General features: G+C 40.6%; 21 protein-coding genes. 16 read left to right on the top strand and 5 right to left on the bottom strand.

Going from position 1 to position 20,602, the window contains the following annotated elements; genetic code table 11:
- Positions 1 to 131 precede the first annotated feature (131 nt).
- The 5 genes from SYN7509_RS0201475 (at position 132) to SYN7509_RS0201455 (ending at position 5,469) form a co-directional block, all read left to right on the top strand.
- Positions 132 to 1,232 carry a tyrosine-type recombinase/integrase gene (locus SYN7509_RS0201475; protein ID WP_009633821.1) on the top strand — a complete coding sequence of 367 codons (1,101 nt, stop codon included), beginning with the start codon at positions 132 to 134 and terminating at the stop codon, positions 1,230 to 1,232.
- Positions 1,213 to 2,799 carry a site-specific integrase gene (locus SYN7509_RS0201470; protein ID WP_051482540.1) on the top strand — a complete coding sequence of 529 codons (1,587 nt, stop codon included), beginning with the start codon at positions 1,213 to 1,215 and terminating at the stop codon, positions 2,797 to 2,799. Before SYN7509_RS0201475 ends, SYN7509_RS0201470 begins: the two co-directional genes overlap by 20 nt.
- Positions 2,792 to 3,298, top strand: coding sequence for a DUF6262 family protein (locus tag SYN7509_RS0201465; RefSeq protein ID WP_009633819.1), 507 nt, complete (start codon positions 2,792 to 2,794; stop codon positions 3,296 to 3,298). The genes SYN7509_RS0201470 and SYN7509_RS0201465 overlap by 8 nt, the downstream gene beginning before the upstream one ends.
- Positions 3,299 to 3,675: 377 nt before the next feature.
- A complete protein-coding gene (locus SYN7509_RS0201460; protein ID WP_148297903.1) occupies positions 3,676 to 4,422 on the top strand; it encodes a MarR family transcriptional regulator in 747 nt (248 codons plus the stop codon).
- Positions 4,423 to 4,587: 165 nt separating this feature from the next.
- The gene (locus SYN7509_RS0201455) at positions 4,588 to 5,469 is read left to right on the top strand and encodes a DUF6731 family protein (RefSeq protein WP_009633817.1); all 882 of its coding nucleotides are present in this window, start codon (positions 4,588 to 4,590) and stop codon (positions 5,467 to 5,469) included.
- A 27-nt stretch (positions 5,470 to 5,496) separates the two neighbouring features.
- Here SYN7509_RS0201455 and SYN7509_RS0201450 read toward each other — a convergent pair whose 3' ends face one another.
- Positions 5,497 to 5,931 carry a hypothetical protein gene (locus tag SYN7509_RS0201450; protein WP_009633816.1) on the bottom strand — a complete coding sequence of 145 codons (435 nt, stop codon included), beginning with the start codon at positions 5,929 to 5,931 and terminating at the stop codon, positions 5,497 to 5,499.
- Positions 5,932 to 6,158: 227 nt separating this feature from the next.
- Here SYN7509_RS0201450 and SYN7509_RS0201445 point away from each other — a divergent pair, with 227 nt between their 5' ends.
- Positions 6,159 to 6,722 carry a RecQ family zinc-binding domain-containing protein gene (locus SYN7509_RS0201445; RefSeq protein ID WP_009633815.1) on the top strand — a complete coding sequence of 188 codons (564 nt, stop codon included), beginning with the start codon at positions 6,159 to 6,161 and terminating at the stop codon, positions 6,720 to 6,722.
- A gap of 44 nt (positions 6,723 to 6,766) precedes the next feature.
- Here the strand turns inward: SYN7509_RS0201445 and pheS are convergent, their stop codons facing one another.
- Positions 6,767 to 7,756, bottom strand: a complete 990-nt coding sequence (pheS, locus tag SYN7509_RS0201440) for a phenylalanine--tRNA ligase subunit alpha (RefSeq protein WP_009633814.1) — start codon at positions 7,754 to 7,756, stop codon at positions 6,767 to 6,769.
- A gap of 22 nt (positions 7,757 to 7,778) precedes the next feature.
- Here pheS and surE point away from each other — a divergent pair, with 22 nt between their 5' ends.
- The 6 genes from surE to secA all read left to right on the top strand — a co-directional run bounded on the left by surE (position 7,779) and on the right by secA (position 14,826).
- Positions 7,779 to 8,579 (top strand): 5'/3'-nucleotidase SurE, encoded by an 801-nt coding sequence (surE, locus tag SYN7509_RS0201435; RefSeq protein WP_009633813.1) that lies wholly within the window; start codon positions 7,779 to 7,781, stop codon positions 8,577 to 8,579.
- A gap of 38 nt (positions 8,580 to 8,617) precedes the next feature.
- A complete protein-coding gene (locus tag SYN7509_RS0201430) occupies positions 8,618 to 9,541 on the top strand; it encodes a bifunctional riboflavin kinase/FAD synthetase (RefSeq protein ID WP_009633812.1) in 924 nt (307 codons plus the stop codon).
- The gene (locus SYN7509_RS0201425) at positions 9,538 to 10,446 is read left to right on the top strand and encodes an AAA family ATPase (RefSeq protein ID WP_009633811.1); all 909 of its coding nucleotides are present in this window, start codon (positions 9,538 to 9,540) and stop codon (positions 10,444 to 10,446) included. The genes SYN7509_RS0201430 and SYN7509_RS0201425 overlap by 4 nt, the downstream gene beginning before the upstream one ends.
- 75 nt (positions 10,447 to 10,521) lie before the next feature.
- Positions 10,522 to 11,160: a MerR family transcriptional regulator gene (locus SYN7509_RS30410; RefSeq protein ID WP_009633810.1), complete on the top strand. Its 639-nt coding sequence runs from the start codon at positions 10,522 to 10,524 to the stop codon at positions 11,158 to 11,160.
- Between the two features lie 174 nt (positions 11,161 to 11,334).
- Positions 11,335 to 11,874 carry a cytochrome c gene (locus SYN7509_RS0201415; RefSeq protein WP_028954035.1) on the top strand — a complete coding sequence of 180 codons (540 nt, stop codon included), beginning with the start codon at positions 11,335 to 11,337 and terminating at the stop codon, positions 11,872 to 11,874.
- 150 nt (positions 11,875 to 12,024) lie between these two features.
- On the top strand, positions 12,025 to 14,826 hold the full coding sequence (gene secA / locus SYN7509_RS0201410; protein ID WP_009633808.1) for a preprotein translocase subunit SecA: 2,802 nt from the start codon (positions 12,025 to 12,027) through the stop codon (positions 14,824 to 14,826).
- Between the two features lie 155 nt (positions 14,827 to 14,981).
- On the opposite strand, the gene SYN7509_RS0201400 is transcribed toward secA, so the two are convergent.
- A complete protein-coding gene (locus tag SYN7509_RS0201400; protein ID WP_009633807.1) occupies positions 14,982 to 15,215 on the bottom strand; it encodes a Nif11-like leader peptide family natural product precursor in 234 nt (77 codons plus the stop codon).
- Between the two features lie 299 nt (positions 15,216 to 15,514).
- Between SYN7509_RS0201400 and dxr the strand changes: the two genes are divergently transcribed.
- Complete coding sequence (dxr, locus tag SYN7509_RS0201395; protein WP_009633806.1) at positions 15,515 to 16,696, top strand: 1-deoxy-D-xylulose-5-phosphate reductoisomerase; 1,182 nt, start codon at positions 15,515 to 15,517, stop codon at positions 16,694 to 16,696.
- Between the two features lie 47 nt (positions 16,697 to 16,743).
- The gene (locus tag SYN7509_RS0201390; RefSeq protein WP_009633805.1) at positions 16,744 to 16,950 is read left to right on the top strand and encodes a hypothetical protein; all 207 of its coding nucleotides are present in this window, start codon (positions 16,744 to 16,746) and stop codon (positions 16,948 to 16,950) included.
- Here the strand turns inward: SYN7509_RS0201390 and SYN7509_RS0201385 are convergent.
- Positions 16,947 to 17,513 carry a Uma2 family endonuclease gene (locus SYN7509_RS0201385; RefSeq protein WP_009633804.1) on the bottom strand — a complete coding sequence of 189 codons (567 nt, stop codon included), beginning with the start codon at positions 17,511 to 17,513 and terminating at the stop codon, positions 16,947 to 16,949. The two genes, SYN7509_RS0201390 and SYN7509_RS0201385, sit on opposite strands and share 4 nt — an antisense overlap.
- 333 nt (positions 17,514 to 17,846) lie before the next feature.
- Positions 17,847 to 18,596 carry a hypothetical protein gene (locus SYN7509_RS0201375; RefSeq protein WP_009633803.1) on the bottom strand — a complete coding sequence of 250 codons (750 nt, stop codon included), beginning with the start codon at positions 18,594 to 18,596 and terminating at the stop codon, positions 17,847 to 17,849.
- 135 nt (positions 18,597 to 18,731) lie between these two features.
- Here SYN7509_RS0201375 and SYN7509_RS0201370 point away from each other — a divergent pair, with 135 nt between their 5' ends.
- The gene (locus SYN7509_RS0201370) at positions 18,732 to 20,021 is read left to right on the top strand and encodes a hypothetical protein (protein WP_009633802.1); all 1,290 of its coding nucleotides are present in this window, start codon (positions 18,732 to 18,734) and stop codon (positions 20,019 to 20,021) included.
- An 82-nt stretch (positions 20,022 to 20,103) separates the two neighbouring features.
- Entirely contained in the window at positions 20,104 to 20,484 is a 381-nt protein-coding gene (locus SYN7509_RS30570; protein WP_009633801.1) for a hypothetical protein, read from the top strand.
- Positions 20,485 to 20,602: the final 118 nt, after the last annotated feature.

Here is a 20,602-nt window from a genome sequence, read left to right as displayed (position 1 = left end):
CGTAGGCTATCCGTATTCTAAGTATTTAAAGAATACAACAACAACAAATTTATTTCTTTATTTACACATAAAACACTACTTTTATTTAACGTAAACAATGTATACTAAATATATTGTTATTTATATTAATTGTGAAGGTACAAAGAATTAGGCTGCCTAACAGTGAAAAGGTAACTTGGGTAGTTTTGGATGATAACAATCGCTTTGTTGAGCCAATCAAGTCTTACTTAAAGTATTTGGAATCGCTACAGAGATCGCCAAACACCATTCACTCTTACGCCAATCACCTCAAGCTTTACTGGGAGTTCTTGCGAGATTCTGAACTGGATTGGACTGAAGTTAACTTAGAGAATCTAGCAGACTTTATTTCCTGGCTGCGAAGACCAGATCCGAGAGTAATTTTCATTCATGAGCAGGAGTCAAGACGGCTAGAAAGTACAATAAACACGATGCTTTCAGTTGTTTGTAGTTTCTACGACTATCACGAGCGAATAGGCAATACAGAGGGGATAGATGCCTACAAAAATCAGTTCCAACTAGGGAAGAAATACAAGTCATTTCTCCACCACATCAATAAAGGTAAAGAGACACGCACGAGACTTTTAAAGCTCAAGCAACCTAAGAAGTTACCCAAAACTTACACGCTTGAGCAAACTGAGCAGCTAACTCAAGCGTGTAAGCGCATTCGAGATAAGTTTCTTGTTTGCCTGCTGCATGAAACCGGAATGCGAATTGGGCAGGCTTTAGGTTTGAGACATGAGGACATTCGTTCTTGGGACAACGAAATTCAAATTGTACCTAGAGACGACAATGCTAATAGCGCTAGAGCAAAGACAAGAGAAACCTATACAATTCATGTCTCTAAGCAGCTAATGAGCCTTTACTCGGAGTACATCACCCTTGAGTACCCAGAAGATATTGACTCAGACTATCTGTTTATCAATATCTGGGAAGGCAAGATAGGCTACCCACTTAACTACTCAACTATTCAAGCCCTATTTCGGCGCTTGTCTAGGGATGTGGGAATTGAAGCCTCGCCCCATATGTTTAGACATACTCACGCGACAGAACTCATTCGTAGCGGCATGGAGATGTCCTACGTCCAGAAACGTTTAGGACACGCTAGTATCCAAACCACTATTGATACCTATACACATTTGACCTTAAACGACCTGAAAGAAGCCTATCAGAGCTATTTAGAAGAGCGCTTAAATGATGGAACCAAACTTTGAATTACTTCCTGTAGATGACTCCCCAATCACTACACCTACCTTAGTCTGTAGTTGGTGCGGCGGTTGGAGGTTCGTCAAAAGAAGAAAGAGTCCAAAGGGGCATCAAATTTATCTTTGTAGAGTGTGTGGAAGACACTTTACGCATAACACCGATAAGTTTGTCCCGATACTCAATCCAGAAGCGGAATACGAAAAGGACATATGGGATTGTCGGAATTTAGGACTGAAGGCTAGGATAGGTCGCCAACAGTACAAGGTGAATTTTGTAGGTATTGAACAGCCCTGGCTGCTTAAAGCTGCAAAGCAATACATTCGATATACCTTAGCTACTCTTAGCTTTTCATCGGGCAGCGAGAAAGTGCTTGCCTTAAAACGCTTCTCGGTATTTTTGGCAATAAATTATCCCACCATAGAGCCAGCAGATATTGACCGCTCAACTATTGCTGATTTTTTGCTGTACATTGCAGGACAAAACCTGTCCGCTAATACCAGATGCCATACTATTGGCTCTATGAGAAGCTTTTTTGAGACTTGCATTCAGAATGAATGGGTTAGCTTCCGAAGGTATTTAATTCGGAGTGAGGATTTCCCAAAAAGACTGTCTTCTGTGCCGCGATTCATCCCTGAAGATGTAATGCGGCAACTAAATGAGCATTTATCAGATTTGCCAGAGCCAGTAATGCGAATGGTTATGGTTTTGACGGAGTGTGGGATGCGGATCTCTGAACTGCTTTTTTTGGAATCCAATTGCTTGTTGCAAGATAAGTCCGGCGACTGGTTCTTGCGCTACTACCAGTTCAAAATGAAGAAGGAGATCACTATTCCGATTTCAAGAGAATTGGTAAGAGTAATTCAAGAACAGCAGCGCTACATCACAAATGCGCTAAGTATAGAAAAATTTGTTTATTTGTTTTGTGCCAATGAGGGGGGTGGATGCAAGGGAGGATTTACAGCATCTCCCAAGAATATGGCTGCTTACACTTTTTCAAGATACCTCAACAAATTAGCAGAGCGGTACAATATCTGTGATGTTACAGGCTCGTTATGGCACTTTCAAGCACACCAGTTCCGCCACTCTGTAGGGACAAGAATGATTAATAGCGGTGTGCCGCAGCATATTGTTCAAAGATACCTAGGGCATGAGTCGCCTCAGATGACAGCAGTTTACGCTCATATATTTGACCAGACTATGAAAGAGGAGGTAGCCAAGTTTCATGGCAAAGTGGTCAACGTTGCTGGTCAGGTAGTTGAATCAAATGTAGAGATAGAAACTGCCGATTTGGAGTGGTTTAAGCGGAATATCCAGGCTCAGTCATTACCTAATGGTTCATGTGCCTTACCGACTATCTCTCAAGGTTGTCCTCACGCAAATGCTTGTCTTAGCTGTAACCACTTTCGCACTACTGTTGAGTTTTTGCGCGAACACTCTCAGCAGCTTGAGCAGACCGAAAAGATTATTGACAAAGCAAAAGCTAACGGTTGGCAGCGTCAAGTTGAGATGAATGAGAAGATTGCTATAAATTTACGCAATATCATCACTTCTTTGGAAGGTACAACTGATGGTTAAGGAAGATGTAAAGCTTGGTTGGGAACGCAATACTAAAGGGATTAAGGCAGCAGCACAGAAGAAAAGGCAGGAAGCATTTGCGAAAACCGAGGAAGCTATCAAAAAGCTATTGCGCTTAAGGCAGCCCATTAACTTCGAGGCGGTTGCTGTTGCTGCTAATGTTACCCGCGCCTGGCTTTACAGGCAGCCTGAGTTGAGGAGTAGAATTGAGGCTTTGAGAGAGCAGCAAGCGCCTAAGAAGCAGTTACCAGAGGAACTGAGAGCATCTGACGCATCCAAAACCACTTTAATAACTGAACTGAGAAAGCAGAGCAAAGAGCTACGGGCTGAAAATCAAAAGCTGAAAAGGGAGCTTGAAGACGCTTACGGTCAGGCACTAGGACTAGAAGAATTAAGAGCAACAAACAGAAATTTGGAGAAGCAAAATCAGCACCTACTTAACCTATTAACGCAAGCTAGAGCGGAGGCTGAAGCGCTCAAAGAGCAAAAAATAAGATAGGCTTTGTCATATTACGCTGTAATATATATGCTGGTTCGGGGCTACGTTCTAATTAAATCTGCTGTGGAAGCCTTGCAGCATCTAAAGAGCTAAAAGTTTTTTTAGTATGATTGCCAAATTAAAAAATATAAGATAAATTAATAATTAAAATAATAGAGAGCATTCCGTTGAAGGAAAATGCTCTCCATTAATTAAACAAAGCTACCCTGCAACTCAAACCAACAAGCAAGTACCTACCAAGTTCTGCGCCCAAAGTTTTAAGTTTAAGAATAGCGTATTTTTCAACCACCATAAAAGGGGGTCATATTCATATGCATAGTTTAGCAGAATCCTGGGATACAGGTCAACACAAACTTAGTGTAGGTCAGAGTGTTCCTGTGACATACTTAGACTCCAACGAAATTATTGCTATCCTAGACAAATCTGGTTTAAACCGCAAAAAACAGATGCGAGTGCTTTTTGCGCTAATTACCAAGACAACGGTTGCATCAAGAGATATTGAACAAATTTTAGGGATTCATAGGTCAACCGCCCTCAATTACGCTAAGAATTTGACTGATTTGGGGCTGATTACCAAGAGAATTAAACTAGGTACTGAGGACAATAGCAAACCTACCTACCTTTATTCTCTAGCCCCACGCACGACTAAGGAGGCAATTACGGAAGTTGCAAAAAGTTTAGGAATACTTGACGAGATTACCTCAACATCTAATTACACGCAGCCATTTCAACAAACAGAAGCTTTTCGCCCATCTCTTGAAGCTCCGTTACAGCAGCAAAGCTCGCGGGAGGACTCCCATCAGACTTTGCAATCTGACAAACCTACGCTTGAGTCTACTGTCATGCACGAAATAGTAGAGCCGGAGATTTCTTCAGTCACCTCCGATACGCAACTACCCCGAACATCTGAAGAAGTTCACTCTTCCGTAGAAAATGTGACTGCTCAACCTACCGCAGCTAATAAGTCTAATTCTTCTACATTGGCTGAACTACTTATAAGCAAGATTCCTGAGTTTAACCCGTCTTGGTCTGAGGATCTTCAATTAAGATGGCTTGCTGCCTTTGAGCAATTAATTAAGTTAGGGGCTGAAAAAAGTTCCTCGTACATAAATTTAAAACGGTAAAGTTACAAAATAACTTTACCGTTCTGTTATGGGCGGCGCATGGTGCCAGTCGTGTCTCCTAAACCCGGTGCTGAGGGGTTCAATTCCCCTGCCGTCCACACATCTGTTATATCGTATTACATCTTGCGAGTTACCAAATCGTTCCATTAACTACAATCGTGTCCAATGAGTAAAAACCTTAATATTGATTTTTATAAAATTGTTATGCCAAGTCTGAGTAAATTATCTTTTGAAAGTATTCTGGATATGGCAATTCAATTACCTATCCGAGATAGATTTCAAGAGATTAATCACTCGCCTCTTTTTCTTCGCCAATGCTTACAAAATCCGCAAAAGGATTGTTGGGAAGGTGAGATAATTCGTGTTCGCATGAATGATTTACCTATCAAGGCAAATCTCTCAGGCGATACTGAAGAGTTTATTTTCGGAGATGATGAAGGTATTGGAGAGCAAACTGCATTTTTATATCACTTCCCAACTCGTGTGTTACTGTTGCAAGCTAACCAAGGCGGTGTTTCAGTTACAAGTTTTATTCAATACTTTCAAGTTATAAGTACACTTACTGAACAAATTTTTATCGATCCAGTAATTCAAGCTAATGCAATGCAAAAGCTCGCAAAAATGCAAACAGTTACTAAATTAGACATTCAAATAGCAGGATTGGATAAACCAGACATTTTTGAAAATCAAGGTCATGGTATCAAAAAAATAGTAGGTTTAAGTAAGGAATATGATGCTCCAATCGTAACCTTAACTTTATCCGTCGGTCGCAAAAAACAGCACTCTTTGTCCATAGAAGATGCTAAAAATACAATACATGACTTACTCCGAATAAGCTCTCAGAATAAACAAGATATTAAAAAAATTAGAATATCTGGATCTACTGAAGACCATGACTTAATTTATATTGATATGTTGAAAGATCGTATGCGTGAGAGTATAAATATCAAGAAAAGTCGTACTTTATCTCACTCTGACCGTATAAAAGCTATTCGAGAGGGCTTGGAACGTCGAGAAAAAGAGTTGTATACATTATATGGAGATTAGAAAATGCGAAGATTTTGGCGCTGGGTTTTAAGAACGAATTATATCAGCAAAAATATCAATTACTCGATAACAAGAAGACATAGTAGTTGTAAGTACAAACAACCAAGCAGCAAAAGCTGAAGAATGCCAGCTTTGCTGAACATCAAAATTTATTAGTAAGCCAATAGAACTAGCAATAACCAAACAAAAAGACCATTTAGTGGCATCCATAAAATAATTAAGTAGTTTATTATATAAGCCCATTCTTTTAAGCTGCTGAATAATTTTTTTATCTTCTATAGTAACTAAAATTGATAGAGCAGTAATTAAAAAACCTATTAAAATACTGCTGATCTGCATAGTAGAGGAAAAAAGGTCTTTCACTGAACTAGGCAGAAAGTAATTACGCAAGAAATATATATAAAAAGCAGCAGTTAAAACCCCTATTAAAAGCGGGAACCACCGCTCAACCTTTTTATCCACTTTAGTTCTCTCTAAAAATAAGGAGCGAAATGCGAAACAAATAAACGGGTAAGATTACTACGCTTACAAGACATTGCATCACAGGTATGTAATATACTGACAGCTTTTAATCAATTTTAGCAGCACCAAACAGACACTATATTTGCTAGTACAAGTGTACTGCTAAAGGGTAGGCTGCGATCTTAGCACTATATATTACTTTACAATTAGAAGACTAGGCTTCAACGATGCCTTTACTTTATATACACGTATACAAGTTAAGATTATTGCTGTGTAAGGCTTTCAGCAATTCAGCTATAAATAATGTGCGTTGGGTAGTGCATTTTCACGCGCCATTATTATTATCGGAGTACGTGCAGGAAGTTGGACGCGCGGGACGAGATGGCGAAGATAGTATCGCTTTAATGCTTGTTAGCGAACCTACAGGGTGGCTAGACTCGGAGGATAAACAAAGACAGAGGTTTTTTGAGGAAAAAATGCGATCGCACTATTCCAGCGCCCAAAAACTCGCCCAAAAGCTGCCAATTCAAGGAGAAGTAAATTTAGAAAATGCGATCGCACTTTCTCTACTTGCTAGTGCTAATCAATTAGAATTTTTAGATCCATTTCATTACCAAATTCACCCACCCGTAAAAATTCAGCCTCCCGCGCAATTTCCCGCCGTTCAACAAATGGTTAAATATCTGACAACTAAACAATGTCGTTGGCAATATCTGTTAAACGCCTTTGGTTTTACAACTGAAGCAGCAAATACCCGTTGCGGACATTGCGATAATTGCCGCTATATCTGAATGTAGAGACGTTGCAATGCAACGTCTCTACACCAAAATTTATCCTAAAATTGCTGTAAAAAGCGCAAATCGCTGGCATAAAAGCGGCGAATATCATCAATTTGGTGCAATACCATTGTCAAGCGTTCGACACCCATACCTGCCGCAAATCCGGTATACACTTCAGGATCGTAACCTACAGCTTTCATTACATTTGGATCGACCATTCCGCAACCCATAACCTCTAGCCAGCGCCCATTCCACTCCATATCTACTTCCGCCGAAGGTTCGGTAAAGGGGAAATAACTCGCCCGAAACCTAATTGGGACATCGCCAAACATTTGTTGCAAAAACTCTTTAACTGTTCCTTTAAGATCGGTAAAAGTTAGCCCTTCATCAACTGCTAAAATTTCTATTTGATGGAATACCGCCGCGTGACTAGCATCTACTGTATCGCGCCTGTAGCATTTTCCTGGTACAGCAATTCTAATCGGCGGATCGTTATCTTCCATGTAGCGAACTTGTACGTTTGAAGTGTGAGTTCGCAATAAATTACCATCGGGCAAATATAGCGTGTCTTGCATATCCCGCGCTGGGTGATCGGGTAAGAAATTTAACGCTTCAAAGTTGTAGTAGTCTGTCTCCATTTCTGGCCCATCGGCTACTGTATAGCCCATGCCGACGAATATATCTAGCACGCGGTCAATTGTACTGTTTAGGGGATGAACGCGCCCTAGAGGGCTGTAAACGGCTGGCATTGTTACATCTATGGTTTCGGCGGCTAGTTGCGCGGCTATTAAATCGGCTTGTAACTCGTTTCGGCGCTGTTCTAAAGCTGTCTGCACAGCTTCTTTAACAGTATTTGCGATCGCACCTACTACGGGACGTTCTTCAGCGCTGAGTTTGCCCATTTCCCGCAATACTAACGATAGTTCCCCTTTCTTCCCAAGGTAAACTAATCTAAGTTCCTCTATCCGTTCTAAAGTATCGGCAGTGGCGATCGCACTTTTGGCTGTTTGTCGTAGTGTTTCTAACTGTGCTTCTAAATTGCTCATAGTCTTATAATTTTTACTCTAAATGAAACTGTTAATTAGTAACGATGACGGTATTTTTGCCCCAGGGATTCGTAGTTTAGCCAATACTTTAGCTGCTGCCAATCATGATGTTACTGTAGTTTGTCCCGACCGAGAGCGATCGGCAACCGGACACGGTTTAACTTTGCATCAACCCATCCGCGCGGACATTGTAACGGGGGTTTTTCACCCCAATATCAAAGCTTGGGCTTGTTCTGGCACTCCTTCCGACTGCGTTAAATTAGCATTATGGGCATTACTCGATAGTCCCCCGGATTTTGTAGTTTCTGGCATCAATCAAGGTAGCAATTTAGGTACAGATGTTCTTTATTCTGGTACAGTCTCGGCAGCAATGGAAGGCACAATTGAGGGTATCCCCAGTATTGCCATTAGTCTTACTAGCTTCTCCTGTTCTGAGTTTCAACCTGCGGCGGATTTTGCCGTTAGCTTGCTAAAACAACTGGAAACTGCCCCTTTAGGTTCAATGCTACTTAATGTCAATGTTCCCGCTATCCCTGAATCGGAAATTGTTGGAGTTTTGATTACTCGCCAGGGGATTCGCCGCTATATTGATGTATTTGAAAAGCGTGTCGATCCTCGCGGTAAAACTTACTACTGGTTAGCTGGCGAACTTTTAGAAGAAGTGGAAGCCGAACCGGGTTTAAATTTACCCGCCGATGTCCCTACCGATGTCGAGGCAATTCGTAACAATTATATTACTATCACTCCTTTGCAATATAACCTTACTTATGCTTTAGGGTTAAAAGAGTTAGCCAGCAAGAAATTTGATTTTCCTTGTAAATAATTGTCGTTACATTTCTTTATTTATGGCAAGATGTAAAGGTGTGGGTTACTTCTTCTCTAATTAAAGCTTTAAAACCTACTGCTGTTGCCCTGGGAAATTTTGACGGCGTACATTGTGGGCATCAGCAGGTAATTCAACCTGTCCTAAAACAAGAGGAAACAGTATCTACAGTTGTAACTTTTAATCCCCATCCTCAAGAATTTTTTACGGGAAAACGTCGCAGTCTGTTAACTCCTCAAAGCGAGAAGGTACAAGAATTAGAGAGATTAGGAGTAGAACAATTAATATTGTTGCCTTTTGACCTTGAACTTGCGTGTTTAAGTCCGCAAGAGTTTGTAGAAAAGATTTTAGTACAACAATTGAAGTCTCACTCTATCAGCGTCGGACAAGATTTTTGCTTTGGTAAAGGACGTACTGGGACAGTCACTGATTTAAGGGCGATCGCATCTAACTATGGCATTCCGACAACCATTGTACCTTTACATAACTGCGAAGGCGAAAGAATTAGTAGTTCTGCCATTCGTCAAGCTTTAGAACAAGGCAACTTAAATCGCGCCAAACTCCTCTTAGGACGGGCTTACAGTCTAGTGGGTACAGTAGTTACAGGCAAACAATTAGGTAGAACTATCGGCTTTCCTACCGCAAATATTGACCTACCAATTGAGAAATTTTTACCTTGTAACGGCGTTTATGCAGTCAAAGCTTACATTGCTGAGATTAAATCGCCGATGGCGGGGGTAATGAATATTGGCAATCGTCCAACGGTAAACGGGACAAATCAATCGGTCGAGGTATATTTGATAGATTGGTCTGGAGATTTGTATGGCAAAGTAATGACTGTGGAACTAGAACAGTTTTTGCGCCCAGAACAAAAATTTGAGTCATTGGACGCTTTAAAAAACCAGATTAAAATAGATTGCGATCGCGCCAAAGCTACTTTGGAGACTTCACCTTTACTGTGAGACAACTTCTCGACACCTTAACAGAAAATCTCGGTCGTACTATTGTTGGCAAATCAGAAGCCATACGCCTAGTTTTAGTAGCTTTACTTAGTGGTGGTCATGTTTTGCTAGAAGATGTCCCTGGTGTGGGTAAAACCTTACTGGCGAAGTCTTTAGCACGTTCTGTAGATGGCAAATTTCAACGTTTGCAATGTACCCCGGATTTGCTTCCTACCGACATTACGGGAACTAATATTTGGAATCCCAAAAACGGCGAATTTGAGTACCTCCCTGGGCCTGTATTTGCAAATATCCTATTAGTAGATGAAATCAACCGCGCTACACCCCGCACTCAATCAGCTTTGCTAGAAGTGATGGAAGAACAGCAAGTAACGGTTGACGGTGTTTCTCGCAAAGTTCCCATACCATTTTTTGTCATCGCAACTCAAAACCCCATTGAATACCAAGGTACATTTCCGCTTCCAGAGGCGCAAATGGATCGGTTTATTTTGTCTTTAACTTTGGGTTATCCCAGCCAAAACGAAGAACTGCAAATGTTGCAGCGTTTACAAGCGGGTGTAAAAGTGGAAGATTTACAACCTTGTATTAGTTTGGATGAGGTGCAAGAATTACGCAAACAATGTAGCCAGGTTAAAGTTGAAACTTCTTTGCAACAATACATTCTTGATTTAGTTCGGGCGACGCGGGAAGATGAAGAAATTGCCCTTGGTGTTAGTCCTCGCGGGACGATCGCATTACAAAAAGCAACTCAGGCTTTGGCTTTTTTGAGCGATCGCACTTATGCTATCCCCGATGATATTAAATTACTCGCGCCTCATGTACTAAGTCATCGCCTAATCCCATCCGGGGGACGTAAAGCTAAAACTGTAGTTGAGAAATTATTACGTCAAGTTTCTATTCCTTAAAATATACTTGCGATATATTTGACACCTCTTACACTTTTGCTAATATATTTACATCTCTTACAGAAAGTTAGCAGGATGGCAATTAGAGAGCGTGAATATAAACTTAAAGCAAAACCCCCTATAGATGAAGGGAAGATCGAGCAATGGGATAAAGCAACAGAGGAATTTGTCGGAAAAATTGAAGCAATTGTTGGCAAGCTTCACGCCTCAGAAATTGACACAATAAATAAAGCAATAGATACAGTTTTGGATACTTTCAATGTTTCTAAAGTGGACTCTGCATTAGCACTCAAGTTAACAGGGCGAAAGTATAGTAAGCAAGAAGCAGCCCTTTTAGAGATAACGTCTCTGATGAGGTACTTTGAACGGAGAAAGGAATTACTACAAAATTCTTTAACAGCGAGTGAAGTTGCAAAATTACTAGGTACAACTCGTCAAACTCCCCATGATCGCCTTAAAAATAAATCGCTGTTAGCCGTTAAAGACAATGGCGCGTGGAAGTTTCCATTATGGCAATTCGATCCGTCTGGCGCAGATGGAGTAATTGACGGCTTACCAGAGGTTTTAAAAGCACTTGTTGGCTCAGAATTTACTAAGCTCAATTGGCTAACTTCAGCAAATAATTACTTAGATAGTCTTACTCCTGTAGAGGCGCTCAAGCAAGGATTAAAGGCAAAAGTTGTTACTGAAGCGATCGCTTTGGAGGCTTGGTAGCTGGTAATTTTGTCCAAAAGAGCAACAAATGCCTTAACTTGTATTCCTAGTAACGTAATGCCTTTAAGCCATAAGGCTTTGAGGACGGAGATTAGAAAAGTTGCCGAAGAAAATAGGTTGATTGTAGTTGACTATTAATTGCATAGTAGTCAACAACGGTTATAACAATTGAGTATGCCAACTAAAATTAAACTAAAACGCCGCCCTAAATCCCAAACGCGATCGCCTTTTTTCTTAATATTGCTAATTTTGCTGTGGAGTTTAGCTATGGGTTGGGGACTTGCAACCATTACCAGCGCCCAAACTATCCCTACTGAAGAAATTGGTACAGTTGATGTAGTTCCCGATCGCTACCAATTAGGACAAGAACTATATTTAGAAAACTGCGCTAGTTGTCATATTGGTATACCTCCGGCGGTTCTACCTACGCAAACTTGGCAAAGAGTGTTACAAGATTCCCAACACTACGGCGTAACTATTAAACCCTTAGTTGACCCCGCACGGCTAATAGTTTGGCAATACTTGCAAGTTTTTTCACGCTCTCAACTCAAGGACGAAGAAGAAATACCTTACAGAATTAGTGAATCTCGCTACTTTAAAGCCTTGCATCCTCAAGTAAAAATACCCCGTCCCCTAGAATTAAGTAGCTGCGCTGGCTGTCATACTGGGGTGAACGAGTACAATTTTCGCACTTTAAGCCCCGAATGGCAGTAATTACCCCAAAAATACTTCGCATCCCTCTACAGTCCTAGCTAAGGTCGAAATGATACGATTAAGTTAGTTTCATAATTTGGAACAAGTTAGTTCTTGGCGAGTTTTGATAACTCCACACAAATAAACATATATTCTAAATATTTACCTGCCATGCTAAAAACCTTGCTGGGCGACCCGAACGCTCGTAAGCTCAAAAAATTCCAACCCGCAGTTAAGGAAATTAATCTGTTAGAGGAGGAGATTCAAGTCCTCTCCGATGAGCAACTAACTGGTAAAACTGCTGAATTTAAACAACGCCTTGCTAAAGGTGAAAGTCTAGATGATTTACTCCCCGAAGCTTTTGCAGTAGTTAGAGAAGCTGGAAAGCGCGTTTTAGGGTTGCGACATTTTGACGTGCAATTATTAGGCGGTACAATCCTGCACAAAGGACAAATCGCCGAGATGAAAACCGGAGAAGGAAAAACTCTAGTTTCTACCCTTCCCGCTTACCTCAATGGGCTTACAGGGAAAGGAGTCCACGTTGTCACCGTCAACGACTATCTAGCCCGCCGAGATGCAGAGTGGATGGGACAAGTACACCGCTTTTTGGGGCTAAGTGTGGGGCTAATTCAGCAAGGAATGGGCCCATCGGAACGTAAGAAAAATTATGACTGCGATATAACCTATGTAACTAATAGCGAAGTAGGTTTTGACTACTTGCGCGACAACATGGCGACTTCCATTGTTGATGTAGTTCAACGTCCCCTGCACTATTGCGTCATTGACGAAGTAGACTCAATTCTTGTAGACGAAGCCCGGACACCCTTAATTATCTCTGGTCAGGTAGAACGTCCTACAGAAAAATACTTACAAGCTGCCCAAATAGCCGCAGTTTTGAAGACAGGAGAAGACGATCATTATGAAGTAGATGAAAAAGCTCGTAATGTGTTGTTAACGGATGAAGGTTTCGCCGAAGCCGAGAAATTACTAGGAGTTACGGATTTATTTAATCCTGAAGATCCTTGGGCGCATTATATTTTTAATGCTTTAAAAGCTAAAGAATTATTTATCACCGATGTCAACTACATTGTCCGCAATGATGAAGTAGTAATTGTTGATGAATTTACCGGGCGAGTATTACCGGGAAGACGTTGGAGTGATGGATTGCACCAAGCTATTGAAGCGAAAGAAGGGGTAGAAATTCAACCAGAGACGCAGACTTTGGCGACAATTACCTATCAAAATCTGTTTTTGCTCTACGATAAATTAGCCGGAATGACTGGGACGGCGAAGACGGAAGAAGCAGAATTTGAGAAAATTTATAAGCTAGAAGTAACTATTGTCCCCACAAATAGACCCCGCAGCCGTCAAGATTTGTCGGATGTAGTTTTTAAAGCCGAAGAAGGAAAATGGAATGCGATCGCCCAGGAGTGCGCCCAAATGCACGAAATGGGTCGTCCGGTGCTTGTAGGTACTACTAGCGTTGAAAAATCTGAATACCTCAGCACGTTACTAAATCAGCTAGAAATACCTTACAACCTGCTCAATGCTAGACCCGAAAACGTCGAGCGAGAGTCAGAAATTATCGCCCAAGCCGGACGCAGAGGCGCTTTAACCATTGCTACCAACATGGCGGGTAGAGGTACAGACATTATTTTGGGTGGAAACTCTGAATATATGGCGCGGTTAAAGTTACGAGAATACTTTATGCCTCGGATTGTTGTACCGGAAGATGAAGACATTTTTGGCATGGCTACGGCTTCAGGATTACCCATTCCTAGTAGTACAAGCGGTCAAGGCTTTATACCCGGCAAAAAAATCAAATCTTGGAAAGCATCGCCACAAATATTCCCCACTCAGCTATCTCAAGAAACCGAGCAACTACTCAAGCAAGCCGTAGAATTTGCCGTACAGCACTACGGAGAGCGGAGTATGCCCGAATTAGAGGCAGAGGATTTAGTGGCAGTCGCGGCGGAAAAAGCCCCCACTGAAGACCCCGTAATTCAACGCTTACGAGCAGCTTACAACCAAGTTAAACAAGAATACGAACAGTTTACCGATACTGAACATAAAGAAGTAGTACAGTTAGGTGGTTTGCACGTAATTGGTACAGAACGTCACGAATCGCGGCGAATTGATAACCAGTTGCGCGGACGAGCGGGAAGACAAGGCGACCCCGGTTCTACAAAATTTTTCCTCAGCTTACAAGATAGCTTGCTGCGGATTTTTGGGGGCGATCGCGTTGGTAAGCTAATGGATATGTTCCGCGTTGAAGAAGATATGCCCATTGAGTCGGGAATGCTTACCCGCAGTTTGGAAGGCGCACAGAAAAAGGTAGAAACTTACTACTACGACATCCGCAAACAGGTGTTTGAGTACGATGAAGTTATGAACAACCAGCGTCGTGCTATTTACGCCGAACGTCGCCGGGTTTTGGAAGGACAAGACTTGAAAGAGCAAGTAATTAAGTATGCCGAAAAAACAATGGATGATGTTGTTGATTACTACATCAATCCCGATTTGCCTTCGGAAGATTGGGACTTAGTTACTTTAGTGAGCAAGGTTAAAGAGTTTGTCTATTTGCTGGCAGATTTAGAGCCAAATCAATTAGAGGATTTATCTATAACTGAAATTAAAACCTTCATGCACGAGCAAGTTAGGATTGCTTACGACATTAAAGAGGGAGAAGTTGACCGCATTCAGCCGGGACTAATGCGCCAAGCCGAGCGGTTCTTTATTTTGCAGCAAATAGATACTCTCTGGCGCGAACACTTGCAACAAATGGATGCGTTGCGCGAGTCGGTTGGGTTGCGCGGTTACGGTCAAAAAGACCCGTTGGTTGAATATAAGAGTGAAGGTTACGAACTGTTTTTAGATATGATGACGAATATTTATCGCAATGTCGTTTACTCGTTGTTCCAGTTCCAGCCACAGATGCAGCCTAGTGTAGAAACGTCTTCGGAGTTGGTTTAAGGGCGATCCCCCCTAACCCACAGCAATAAAGCGGGAAGCAAAGCTACACCGCTTTTTGCCTCCCCTTAAAAAGGGGGGAAAATAAAAAGATTCAGCTACAAAAAAGCGATCGCACATAATTAAAATGCGATCGCTTTCTATTAGGTTTTATTTGCCTACCTTGGTGTTAAATGCCGTCTTGGTGATATACCCGGATTAATCACTGATGCCATTTCTTCATGAGACATTTTAGAAATCGCCGCGTCTAACTCCGCCAGCGTGAATTGACACCCACGCTCTTTGGCAATCTGCAAAAATGTTTCTGGGTCGTCAGTGGCTTTTAGTTTTGCCTTTAATCCTTGGTCTTGTTGTACAGACTTAAAAAATCGAGCAGCGTTTTCTTGTGTCATTGCAGTACAACTCCTGATTTATTTGCGATCGTTAATTCACTAGCTTGAAGCAAATAGTCAATTGGATTAGGGAAAATCTCACACTTTTAATATCAAGTCAGCTAAAGAGCTAGTTACATTCAATCTTAACCTTCTAGGCTTTTAACTTCATCAAATCTTGACACAAATTAACCTATTTGTATGCTGGGCAACTTGCAAATAATTATTTTTGTGCTATCTAACAGTGCTAATATGCCGCCCTGACGATCTAAAGAGTCCGAAGAATTTTATAGTAGTAGTTGCTGCAAGCGGGAAACATTGTGAAAGCGATTACTCTATTAGGTTCTACTGGCTCTATCGGGACTCAAACATTAGATATTGTGGCGCAAAACCCCGATTTATTTGAGATTGTGGGTTTGGCTGCGGGACGAAACGTCGAGATGTTGGCGGCACAAATTCGCCAATTTCGCCCGAAAATAGTTGCTATTTGCGATGAGACAAAGTTGCCACAATTAAAAGAGGCGATCGCACTTCTTGACTACAAACCCATATTACTAGCCGGAGAAGCAGGAGTAATTGAAGTTGCTCGTTATGGCGAAGCGCAAACCGTAGTTACAGGTATAGTAGGCTGTGCGGGTTTGTTACCAACAATTGCAGCAATTGAAGCGGGTAAAGATATCGCTTTAGCCAATAAAGAAACCTTAATTGCTGGTGCGCCTGTAGTTTTACCTTTAGTAAAAAAACACAACGTCAAACTATTACCCGCAGATTCGGAGCATTCAGCCATATTTCAATGTCTGCAAGCCGTTCCTGAAGGTGGATTGCGGCGCATTATCCTTACAGCTTCCGGGGGCGCTTTTCGAGATTTGCCTGTAGAAAAACTAGCTACCGTAAAAGTTGCCGATGCGCTGAAACATCCCAATTGGTCAATGGGACGCAAGATAACAATCGATTCCGCTACTTTGATGAATAAAGGGCTAGAAGTAATTGAAGCTCATTATCTCTTTGGTTTAGACTACGATCGCATTGAAATAGTTATTCATCCTCAAAGCATTATCCACTCACTAATTGAAGTGCAAGATACATCAGTTTTAGCTCAATTAGGTTGGGCAGATATGCGTTTACCGTTGCTTTACGCCTTATCCTATCCCGATCGCATTTACACCGACTGGGAACCGCTAGATTTAGTCAAAGCTGGTAATTTGACCTTTAAAGCCCCCGATCATGATAAATATCCTTGTATGCAACTAGCTTACGCCGCCGGACGTGCGGGGGGTTCTATGCCTGCGGTATTAAATGCAGCCAATGAGCAAGCTGTAGCCTTGTTTTTAGAGGAAAAGATTGAATTTTTAGATATTCCGCGCTGTATTGAGCAAGTATGCGATCGCTTTTCCGTTGATAATCGCCCAAATCCTTCATTAGATGACATTATCGCCGCCGACAACTGGGCGAGACAAGAAGTATTAGCAGCAAGTAAATTAGTTAAAGGTGCGATCGCTTAATTTTGATAGTTTAGTAAAAAACTTATCTTTTAATTTAGTCAATAGCAATGCTAAGAAAAATTTGGGCGACTGTCAAACACGGCAAAATTGAGTTAGAGGAGCAAATAGAACTCCCAGAAGGTACAAGAGTGGAAGTTACACTTTTAGCTGACGATGAGACAGACTTTTGGGTTCAAAGCAGCCAAACTGCCTTAAATGCTGTGTGGGATAATAGCGAGGATGACGTATATGCCCAACTACAAGCGCAAACTTAGCCAGGATAAAGGAAACTAAACAAATCTGCTACCGACAATTGCCAGTCAGAGACTACATCTAAAACAGGTAAAATATCTTGTCCTTCCTTAAATTCTGGTGTCTGGTTTGGTTGAAACACTGTAACCGCTCTACCATTAGGATCGATAAACCAGCCTAATTTTGTACCATGATTGAGACAGAAAGTAATTTTTCTGATAACGCGGCTAGGTGATTGGTCTGGAGAGAGAATTTCAATTACCCAATCTGGGGGAATATTAAACCTATCAGCAATACTCCCATCAGGCAGTAAAGGAATACGCGACCATTCAAAAACTGTAACATCTGGAACTATTGCACTATCATCAAATGTGCAGCGTAACTCAGTCAACGCTAAAACTCGCTTTTGAGGGTTGCTAATCTGATTAATAGCTGCGGATAAATAAGTTTGAATTAGACTGTGTTTTCCTTGAGGCATGGGTTTTTGGTAAACTTGACCGTTGATGTATTCACTAGCTGGCTTGGTTTCTGGCAGTTGCAAAAATTCATCCAGAGAAATCTTTGCAGTAGGATTAGTTAATACCATTTACAACTCCTGTATTCTCTAAGAGATTCTCATTTTAACGCCAACGAAACTTGTGTACTCTCTAAACGGCTGTTGAAAATGCGATCGCACATCTTGCTTTATCTAAGATAGATAATCAGGTAAATGCGATCGCATTTCCAACTGGATGAAACTGGATGATGTCAGATTAAAAATTAGTTTACTTGTACATAAACTGGCTAGCCAAGCTATTGCTAGTCTTTCAGGGTATTCTTTATCTATTTTTATTTGTACTTGCTTAAGTTCTTGACACTTTTGGGCAATCCAATCTTTTTCAGCCTTACGTTGTTATAATGTTGACTGATACACCTTTTTTTACTGTTCTAATAAGTTCTCATAGCTCGAAATTACTTGCTCAACAACTTGACTAGCTGCTTGAACTTTATTGTTGATTAATGATTTGACAATCTCAGTCAATTTTTTATAAATCTTCTCTTTTGATGTTTCAAAGTTTTGAAAACCCAATTCTACAATTTTATTTTTTCCTAGTCCATACAAATCTAGCTTTAATAAGGTAAAGAAATCAGGTAACGCACATATTTCAGGGTCAGTTAAAAACCAACCTTTACTTACAACATCATCATTTATACGAATAAATGACAGTTTAACTTGCTCATATAAATTAGTTTGTAATTGTTGCTCTTTGTTTTGAGAAAGAGCTTTTGCTGCTTTTATTTCTAGTTTAATATTTGTATTTAGAGCCGCAATATTACGTTTTAAAATAACACTTGCAAATTCTTGGTGTTCCCAGCAATCGATCTCCTCTCCTAAATCTCTATTAAAGCATTTGATATAATCTTTAACTAAGTCTTTTTGACTAAAAACAGGATTATGTGGAGAATTCCATTTTTGAGATTTCTGAATTAAGCGATTTTTTAATCCTTCTTGCCATTTATTCCAAGATTCTTCGGCTTCCTCAATTGATTGCTCAATTATTCGCTCTCCTAATTGACGAATTTTAATATCTCGCCCACTTACTTCGCCAATCTTTTCTATTATCTGTTGTCTCTCTGTAATCCGTGATAACAAATCAATCGTTTCAGTTCCAATCGGCGTAGTATTCATACTAATCAACCTAATAACGTTGCTTTCAGCTTAGTATTCCCAAATTTAGAGACAAAGTACCGAGGAAATACGGGTATCTTCAATCTGATATTTAAGTTAGGCTCAAAAAAATTAGTAGCTAACGCAAACAGAGCTATGCTTTTCCAATTTACGCCTACTGTTCAAGCGGCTATCGAAGCTGGCAAATATTTACAGGTTTTTACATCTGCTGGAGTCCCAATAGGTTTGGCTAGAGATGCTTCTACAGGAACGTTTGTAGCTCAAGCCGTCGGGATGATGGCTCAAAATACCCCTCTATCACCTTTATTTAGTCCTGTTCAGATGGCAATGGGAGCAGCGCAGATGTATCAAACCCATAGAGGATTTACGGCAGTTCAGGCAGGCTTGCAATCTATCCAGTCCAGCTTAGGAGTGTTGCAAGCGACAACCGCCTTTATCGGCGTAGGAACGGTTGCTGTAGGTGTATTGTCCGCCGTGAATTTGCACCAAACATTAAAACTGAGAAAGGAAGTAGGACAACTCAGAATAGAAGTCAAAGATGGTTTTATTGACCTCAAACAAGCTTTAAAAGACCAAGGTGCAGAAATTAGAGATTTGATTGAACTTGTAGCGATGGATATTGACTTTAAAAACCACCGCACAATTTTAGTTAGAGCTTATGGCTTATTTACTCAAGCGCTTCACCGTTTGCGTTCGGCAATGCAAATTCAAGATACCAGCCGCAGAAATGCTGAAATTGATGGCGCTAGAGGAATGCTATTTCAAGCTTTGGCAGATTACGACAATCGGGAATTGTTGCAAGTTACTTGTTCCGCCGGACAACTGCGCCGTTTAGAATGTGCCTGGGCAATTGACCAAGCAATTATTGCAACTTATCAAATGCAAAACGAACCTGCCGCAGTATGCGATCGCTTATCCCATCTTCAAGCTAAAATTCGTATTGATGCCCTTAATGTGATAAATAATTGTGAAACTGAAGACGAGCTAAATTTTCTGTTTCCTGAATTAACCCGAATCCATAATCACGATTTAGCTGCATTAGCATCCTGGCAAAATCAAATTGATTGGATGCAAACTTTGCCATCATCTGACCTCAAACTACTTGAAAGTGCTGATTTTAGTGCTGATGAATTAATAAAGAACACAGATACTAATGATTCAATTCCATTTGAACAAGTCTGTCATGAAACTTTGTATCAAAAATCTCATTTTACTTCTTTAATTGACCAGCTATCAATGATGTTTACATCACAATTACGTCAAGAATATGAAAATTATATTACTCAGCAAGCTGCAATAGCCAATCATAAAAGCTTAGTACCATCAAACCTAGAAAAAGCCTCTGACTTAACTGTTGCAAATCTTTACTGGTATTTCAAAGCTAGAGATGAATCCGAGGATGAATTAAACCTAGTAGAAGCTTAATAAAATAATACCTAACCGATGGGTAACTAACTAAAAAATATCAGATTTCCACTCTAGATAATAAAAATTTGTATAAGTAAAGATGAATATATTCGATAAAGCTAAAACGAAGCTTCAAGAATCGGGCAAGCTATTACAAAAACTCATTGAAGAATATGCGGTTTTTGACTTGCCAGCAAAAAAATTGATTTTAAAAAAGAAAACAGTTATTCTTCTTTGTCAACAAGCAGAATTGAAAGTTGATAAACTAACAAGTTTGATTCCCGATTCACAAGAAGGATTGATTGCCCTCGTTGAGCATAATAAGATTCAAATAAAAATACATTTCACTCCTGAAAAAATAACTTTAAAGGATGATTGTATTGAAGGTCAGCTTCACTTATTGACTCCGCCTCAGTTTGAAACTGATTCACTTGTATACCGCTCTTTAATCGCGGGTTGGAAGATATTTTTAGGCGGTTAAATTCCCAATCAAGCTTTACCAGAACAAGGTAGAGTTGAAGGCGATAAAATTTATTACACTCTCCCAAGAAATCAATTACAACTTTTAGATGCCTTTTTTCATAATCTTCAGCCTAATT

Source organism: Synechocystis sp. PCC 7509, from assembly GCF_000332075.2.
Taxonomy (GTDB): Bacteria; Cyanobacteriota; Cyanobacteriia; order Cyanobacteriales; family Chroococcidiopsidaceae; genus Aliterella.
The sequence above is the reverse complement of the archived record's forward strand: the minus strand, read 5'-3'. Positions and strand labels throughout refer to the sequence as shown.

Coding starts and splice junctions, on each gene's coding strand:
- SYN7509_RS0201470 (WP_051482540.1), top strand. CDS start 1,213: ATGATGGAACCAAACTTTGAATTACTTCCTGTAGATGACTCCCCAATC.
- SYN7509_RS0201465 (WP_009633819.1), top strand. CDS start 2,792: ATGGTTAAGGAAGATGTAAAGCTTGGTTGGGAACGCAATACTAAAGGG.
- SYN7509_RS0201455 (WP_009633817.1), top strand. CDS start 4,588: ATGAGTAAAAACCTTAATATTGATTTTTATAAAATTGTTATGCCAAGT.
- SYN7509_RS0201445 (WP_009633815.1), top strand. CDS start 6,159: ATGCCTTTACTTTATATACACGTATACAAGTTAAGATTATTGCTGTGT.
- pheS (WP_009633814.1), bottom strand. CDS start 7,756: ATGAGCAATTTAGAAGCACAGTTAGAAACACTACGACAAACAGCCAAA.
- surE (WP_009633813.1), top strand. CDS start 7,779: ATGAAACTGTTAATTAGTAACGATGACGGTATTTTTGCCCCAGGGATT.
- SYN7509_RS30410 (WP_009633810.1), top strand. CDS start 10,522: ATGGCAATTAGAGAGCGTGAATATAAACTTAAAGCAAAACCCCCTATA.
- SYN7509_RS0201415 (WP_028954035.1), top strand. CDS start 11,335: ATGCCAACTAAAATTAAACTAAAACGCCGCCCTAAATCCCAAACGCGA.
- secA (WP_009633808.1), top strand. CDS start 12,025: ATGCTAAAAACCTTGCTGGGCGACCCGAACGCTCGTAAGCTCAAAAAA.
- SYN7509_RS0201400 (WP_009633807.1), bottom strand. CDS start 15,215: ATGACACAAGAAAACGCTGCTCGATTTTTTAAGTCTGTACAACAAGAC.
- SYN7509_RS0201390 (WP_009633805.1), top strand. CDS start 16,744: ATGCTAAGAAAAATTTGGGCGACTGTCAAACACGGCAAAATTGAGTTA.
- SYN7509_RS0201385 (WP_009633804.1), bottom strand. CDS start 17,513: ATGGTATTAACTAATCCTACTGCAAAGATTTCTCTGGATGAATTTTTG.
- SYN7509_RS0201375 (WP_009633803.1), bottom strand. CDS start 18,596: ATGAATACTACGCCGATTGGAACTGAAACGATTGATTTGTTATCACGG.
- SYN7509_RS0201370 (WP_009633802.1), top strand. CDS start 18,732: ATGCTTTTCCAATTTACGCCTACTGTTCAAGCGGCTATCGAAGCTGGC.
- SYN7509_RS30570 (WP_009633801.1), top strand. CDS start 20,104: ATGAATATATTCGATAAAGCTAAAACGAAGCTTCAAGAATCGGGCAAG.